Origin of the sequence: uncultured Campylobacter sp., from assembly GCF_938018035.1 — a bacterium.
Lineage (GTDB): Bacteria > Campylobacterota > Campylobacteria > Campylobacterales > Campylobacteraceae > Campylobacter_B.
On the sequence record NZ_CALIJF010000086.1, the window covers coordinates 1 to 5,613 of the forward strand.

Consider the following 5,613-nt stretch of genomic DNA (forward strand, 5'->3'; position numbering starts at 1 on the left):
GCCTCGTCTATGAGCTCTTTTTCGATCATGGAGCTTTTGGCGACGCCCGAGACGATCCATTTAAATTTCCACAGGCAGTCCGTAAAGTCGCCGAAATTCGGGTATTCGCTTTCTTTTAAATTTTGCGCGATGTAGTTCGTGAGCCATAAGAGTGCTCTGGTTCTTAAAAATGCGCCGAATTTTTCAAATTCGTCGTTTAAAACAAAGTCGCAAATTTGCGCGGCAAATTCGAAATTTTCCGCCTCTACGGCGTCTCTTATCGAGTCAAACAGACACTCCTCCTTATCTATCACGCTTTTTAGCCCATTTAGCTTTTCATAAAGCCCCTCTAGCGAGTCCTGTTCCATCCTTGCTCCTCATTAAATTTTGCGATAATTATATCCGTTTAGTCTGAAGTTAAGCAGGCTTGCTGCGATTTTAAAGCCCAAAAGGCAAAATGAAATTTAAGCGCTATTTTTAAAACAGTTCTGTTCGCGTGCTGTTTCAGCGCCCTATTTGCCGCCGCGATAGGTAAATTTCAGCTTTGTTATATAAATTTAATATTAAAATGCCGTACACATAAATTTTTTAAGAAAAGGGGAATTTATGGACATAAACATGCAGCGCTTTAAAAGCGAGTTCGAACAGATAAGCCGCTTTGGGGCTTTGGCGGGCGGCGGGCTTACGCGGCTTGCATTTTCGCGCGAGGATAAAGAGGCGCGCGACTTCCTCATATCGCTACTTCAAAAAGAAAATTTCAAGATCAGAATCGACGATACGGGCAATATTTTCGCTAAATTTAGCGGCGTCAACAATCCCAATCTACCGTCCGTCAGCGCGGGCTCGCATATCGATAGCGTACCGCAGGGCGGCTTTTACGACGGCACGCTAGGAGTTATGTGCGCGCTGGAGGCGATCCGTGCGGTGCGAGATAGCGGAGAGAGGCTTGCGCGACCGCTGGAGCTCATCGTCTTTGTTTGCGAGGAATCAAGCCGCTTTAAAATGGCGACCGTAGGCAGCAAGATAATTAGCGGCAAGCTATCGCGGCAGCGGCTGGGCGAGCTAAAGGATAAAGACGGAATTTCGCTATTTGACGCCATGCAGAGTTTCGGGCTAAATCCCGCAAATTTAAAAAGCTGCGTCCTGCCCAAATCCAGCTTTCATAGCTATATCGAGCTTCATATCGAGCAGGGGCCGGTATTGCAGCGACGCGGTATCCCCGTAGGCATCGTCACGGGTATCGCCGCGCCCGTGCGATACGAGCTGCGGATCGAGGGCAGAGCCGATCACAGCGGCGCTACGCCGATGGATATGCGCTGCGACGCCCTAGCTTGCGCTAGCGAGATCGTTTTAAGCGCGGAGAGGATCGCAAAGGAGGGCAAAACCACGGTCGCAACGACGGGCTATGCAAATGCAATACCCGGCGTGCTAAACGTGATCCCCGGCTCCTGCACGCTAGGTCTTGATATACGCGATATCGATGAGGAAGCGCTTAGGGCGGCGGACGATAAAATTTGCGCCGCGATAGATAAAATTTGCGCTCGCAGAGGGTGTAAATTTGAACTAAAAAATCTCATCAAAGATCGCCCCGTAAAGCTAAGCGAGGAGATGATAGATCTGCTTGAGAGCTGCGCCGGCGAGCTTAAAATTCCAAGCCTGAGGCTTCCTAGCGGCGCAGGACATGACGCGATGAATATGACGGAGCTTGCGGATCGCGTGGGGATGCTTTTCGTGCCGTGCAAGGACGGCATCAGTCACAACGTAAATGAAAGCATAAACTGGGACGACGCGTTTGTCGCTACGAAGGTTTTAGCCGCGGCGATGTTAAACTTAGCCAAAAAATAAAGGAGAGAAGATGGATGCTATCGCACAAAAAGTAGAGGCGCTCAAAGGCGAGATGATCGGGGATCGCAGGTTTTTTCACTCGCATCCCGAGACGGGCTGGTTTACCTTTTTTACGACCGCGGTTATCGCAGATCGTATGCAGCGCCTGGGCTATGAGATAAAGCTCGGTCGCGAGGTAGTAAAGGCCGAAGCCAGACAGGGCGTAGGTAGCAAGGATGCCTGCGAGAAGGCGAAGCAGCGCGCCAAAGAGCTGCTAAACGCGGATCAGATAAAATTTCTTGATGCGATGGAGGATGGGCTAACGGGTTTAGTTGCCGAAATAGACACGGGGCGCGCGGGCAAGACGGTCGCTTTTAGATTTGACATAGACGGCGTGGACGTGACCGAGAGCACGGACGCGGACCATCGCCCTTTTAAGGAGGGCTTTCGCTCCGACATTAGCGGCATCACGCACGCGTGCGGGCACGACGGGCATATCACGATGGGGCTTGCTCTGGCAAAGCTGATCGCGCAGAGCCTAGACGATTTTAGCGGTAAATTTAGATTTATCTTCCAAACCGCCGAGGAGGGCACCAGGGGCGCCGTGGGTATGGAAGCTGCTGGCGTTACCAAGGGCGTGGATTACTTGCTGGGCGGTCATATCGGCTTTCAGGCGAGCACCATGAGAGGCATCATCTGCGGCACCAAAAAACTGCTTGCGACCACTAAATTTGACGTAAGCTTAAAAGGCAAGTCCGCTCACGCCGCGGGCGCGCCGCAAAACGGAGCCAACGCCCTGCTCGCCGCAGCCGAAATGGCGCTTGATATGCACGGCATCACTAGACACGCAGACGGCGTTACGCGTATCAACGTCGGTGTGCTGCGCGCGGGCGAAGGGCGCAACGTCATCGCGCCTAACGGCTATCTCGCGTGCGAGACGCGCGGCGAGAGCACGGAACTGAATGAGTTTATGAAGGCCAAGTGCATGGACATAGTGGAGGGCGTTTCTAAAATTTACGGCGTTAGCTACGATGTGCAGGTTACGGGCGGTACCGCAGGCGGCGATAGCGACGAGGCTACCACGCAGCTTTACGAGGATGCGGCGAAGGCATCGCCGTTTATCGACGATGATAAAATCGTAAGGGAGCTAAACTTCGGCGCATGCGAGGACTTCGCGCATTTTATGCGCTCGGTGCAAGATGCGGGCGGCAAAAGCGGATACTTGATGATCGGCACGGCGCTTACGGCGGGGCATCACAACGGTAAATTCGACTTCGACGAAGACTCGCTGCTTGCGGGGGTGGACGTGTATCTGCGCTGCGCGTATAAGCTAAACGGCAAAGTTTAAAGGAGATGAGATGAAAAGAGCACTACTTCTAAGCGCTTCCAGTTACAAAGACAGCGGCTATCTAAACCACTGCAAGGGGTGGATCAAGGAATTTTTAGGAAGTCTTTGGGAGGATGAAATTTTATTCATTCCGTTTGCGGGCGTTAGGCGCACGAACGATCAATACGAGCAGAAGGTCGCAGACTGCTTGGAGAGTAACAATATCAGATCGATCCACCGATTTGCCGATATGAAAGCCGCCGTTAAAAATGCCAAATCGATCTGCATCGGCGGCGGCAATACCTTCGTGCTGCTAAATGAGCTTTATAAATTTGATCTCTTAGGCGCGATCAAAGACGCCGTGGATAGCGGTACGCCGTATTTCGGCTGGTCTGCGGGCGCAAACGTCGCGGGCAAGACGATGATGACTACCAACGACATGCCGATCGTCTTCCCGCCCTCGCCGGTAGCTCTGGGGATCTTTCCGTATCAGATCAATCCGCACTTCATAAGCGGTAAAATTTCAAACCACAACGGCGAGAGCAGGGAGGAGCGGCTGGAGGAGTTTTTGATCGTCAATCAAAACGACAGCGTCTATGCTATGCCCGAGGGTAGCGCGTTTTTGATAAACGGAAATGAGTGCGAGGCGATGGGGCATGCGGACGTGCTGAAATTCGAGTACAAAAAAGAGATCTCGCGCATCGCCGTGGGAAGTAAATTTAAAATTTAAAAGGAGTTATCGTGCAGACGTTTAGGCTATTTTTGGCGCTTGCGGGTATCGTCGCAGTCGTCGCTTTACTGATCATGAAGAAGGATACTAAAACCGTGCTTATCGGCGTGGGTTTGGTGCTGTGCGTGCTTTGTCTAAAGCCGCTGGACGGGCTGGGCGCCTTTACCTCGTATATGACTAAAGCAGGTCTTATTAAGGCGATATGCGCCAGTATGGGTTTTGCCTTCGTGATGAAATTTACCGGCTGCGACCGCGCGCTCGTAAATTTACTAACCAGGCCTCTTGGAAATATCGGATTTTTATTGATCCCTATCGTCGTGGCGCTTACATATTTTATCAATATCGCGATTCCTTCCGCTGCGGGCTGCTCGGCTGCGGTCGGCGCTACGCTGATCCCCGTGATGATGGCTGCGGGCGTTAAACCGGAGATGGCGGGAGCTGCGGTATTTGCGGGCACTTTCGGTAGCGTTTTAAGCCCGGGCTCGGCGCACAACGTATTTGTAGCCGATATGGTAAAGGCGCACAACCCCTCCTACACGGTTCAAGACGTTATCGGGGTGCAGTTTCCCAGCGCGATTACCGCTTTGATCGTAGTTTTAATCATAATTAGCATAACAGCGATAGTTTGCAAAGACTACACCAAGGGGGTGAATTATCTAGCGCAAAGAGAAAATTCCGCAGGTGCAGACGGCGCAAGCTCTGCCGTATCCGCCGCCGGTTCAAATTTATATGCGCAGCCTCAAAAAATAAACGTCTTATACGCACTTATGCCGCTAGTACCTTTGGTGATTTTAATCATCGGTGGTACGTCCAAGCTCAACACGATCTCCTTTCTTAAATGGACCAAGATGGGCGTTGCCGAGGCGATGCTACTGGGCGCTATCGTCACCATCGTTATTACTCTGAGCAACCCTCAAAAGATCACGAAAGAATTTTTCAAGGGCATGGGTAGCGCGTATGCCGATATCATGGGTATCATCATCGCAGCGGGCGTCTTCGTCGCGGGTCTTAGCGCGTGCGGAGCGATCGATTTCGTAATCGAGTGGCTGAAGGGCGAGCAGGGCTACGTAAAATTCGGCGGCACCTTCGTTCCGTTTTTTATGGGCGTCGTAACAGGCTCGGGAGATGCGGCGGCGATGGCGTTTAACACCGCCGTGACCGTGCACGCCGACGCGCTGGGTTTTGAGCAAGATAAGCTCGGTATGGCGGTTGCGATAAGCGGCGCGCTAGGCAGGAGCGCATCGCCGATTGCAGGCGCTTGCATCGTTTGCGCGGGACTTGCGATGGTAAGCCCTATTCAGATCGCTAAAAGAACGGCTCTAGGTATGTTTCTATCCGTCTGCGTCATCGCATTTTTCATTTTGTAAAGGACTTAATATGGATATCGTGCAGAGGTTTTTAAACTACACCAAGATCAATACCACCACAAATAGAGCCGCGGGTGCTGCGGGCATAATGCCCTCAAATCCCAAGGAGCTTGAGCTAGCAGGCCTCATAAAAGGCGAGTTAAAAGCCCTGGGCATAAAAAATATCAGCCTTAGCGAGAAGTCGATTTTGATCGCTAAAATTCCCTCAAATTTAGACGCGCCCGCTGCGAGCATAGCGTTTTTCGCTCACCTTGATACCAGCGCCGAGCAGAGCAGCGACACCAAAGCTCAGATCGTAAGATACGAAGGCGGCGATATCTGCCTAAATAAAGAGCTAGAGATCTATCTTAAAGAGAGCGAAAATGAGGAGCTGCAGGATTACAAAG

At 51.7% G+C, this 5,613-nt stretch carries 4 protein-coding genes and 2 pseudogenes; 5 read left to right on the forward strand and 1 reads right to left on the reverse strand.

What is annotated here, in order from left to right; all coding sequences use genetic code 11:
- Positions 1-347, reverse strand: a pseudogene (locus Q0257_RS02700) (hypothetical protein); the annotation flags it as partial.
- Positions 348-585: 238 nt separating this feature from the next.
- Between Q0257_RS02700 and Q0257_RS02705 the strand changes: the two are divergent.
- The 5 genes and pseudogenes from Q0257_RS02705 to Q0257_RS02725 all read left to right on the forward strand — a co-directional run.
- The gene (locus Q0257_RS02705; RefSeq protein WP_298021244.1) at positions 586-1,824 is read left to right on the forward strand and encodes a M20 family metallo-hydrolase; all 1,239 of its coding nucleotides are present in this window, start codon (positions 586-588) and stop codon (positions 1,822-1,824) included.
- Between the two features lie 10 nt (positions 1,825-1,834).
- Positions 1,835-3,151: an amidohydrolase gene (locus Q0257_RS02710; RefSeq protein ID WP_298021247.1), complete on the forward strand. Its 1,317-nt coding sequence runs from the start codon at positions 1,835-1,837 to the stop codon at positions 3,149-3,151.
- A 10-nt stretch (positions 3,152-3,161) separates the two neighbouring features.
- Positions 3,162-3,860 (forward strand): dipeptidase PepE, encoded by a 699-nt coding sequence (gene pepE, locus Q0257_RS02715; protein ID WP_298021250.1) that lies wholly within the window; start codon positions 3,162-3,164, stop codon positions 3,858-3,860.
- A gap of 11 nt (positions 3,861-3,871) precedes the next feature.
- Positions 3,872-5,227, forward strand: a complete 1,356-nt coding sequence (gene dcuC / locus Q0257_RS02720) for a C4-dicarboxylate transporter DcuC (RefSeq protein WP_298021253.1) — start codon at positions 3,872-3,874, stop codon at positions 5,225-5,227.
- Between the two features lie 10 nt (positions 5,228-5,237).
- Positions 5,238-5,613: pseudogene (locus Q0257_RS02725) on the forward strand (peptidase T); the annotation flags it as partial.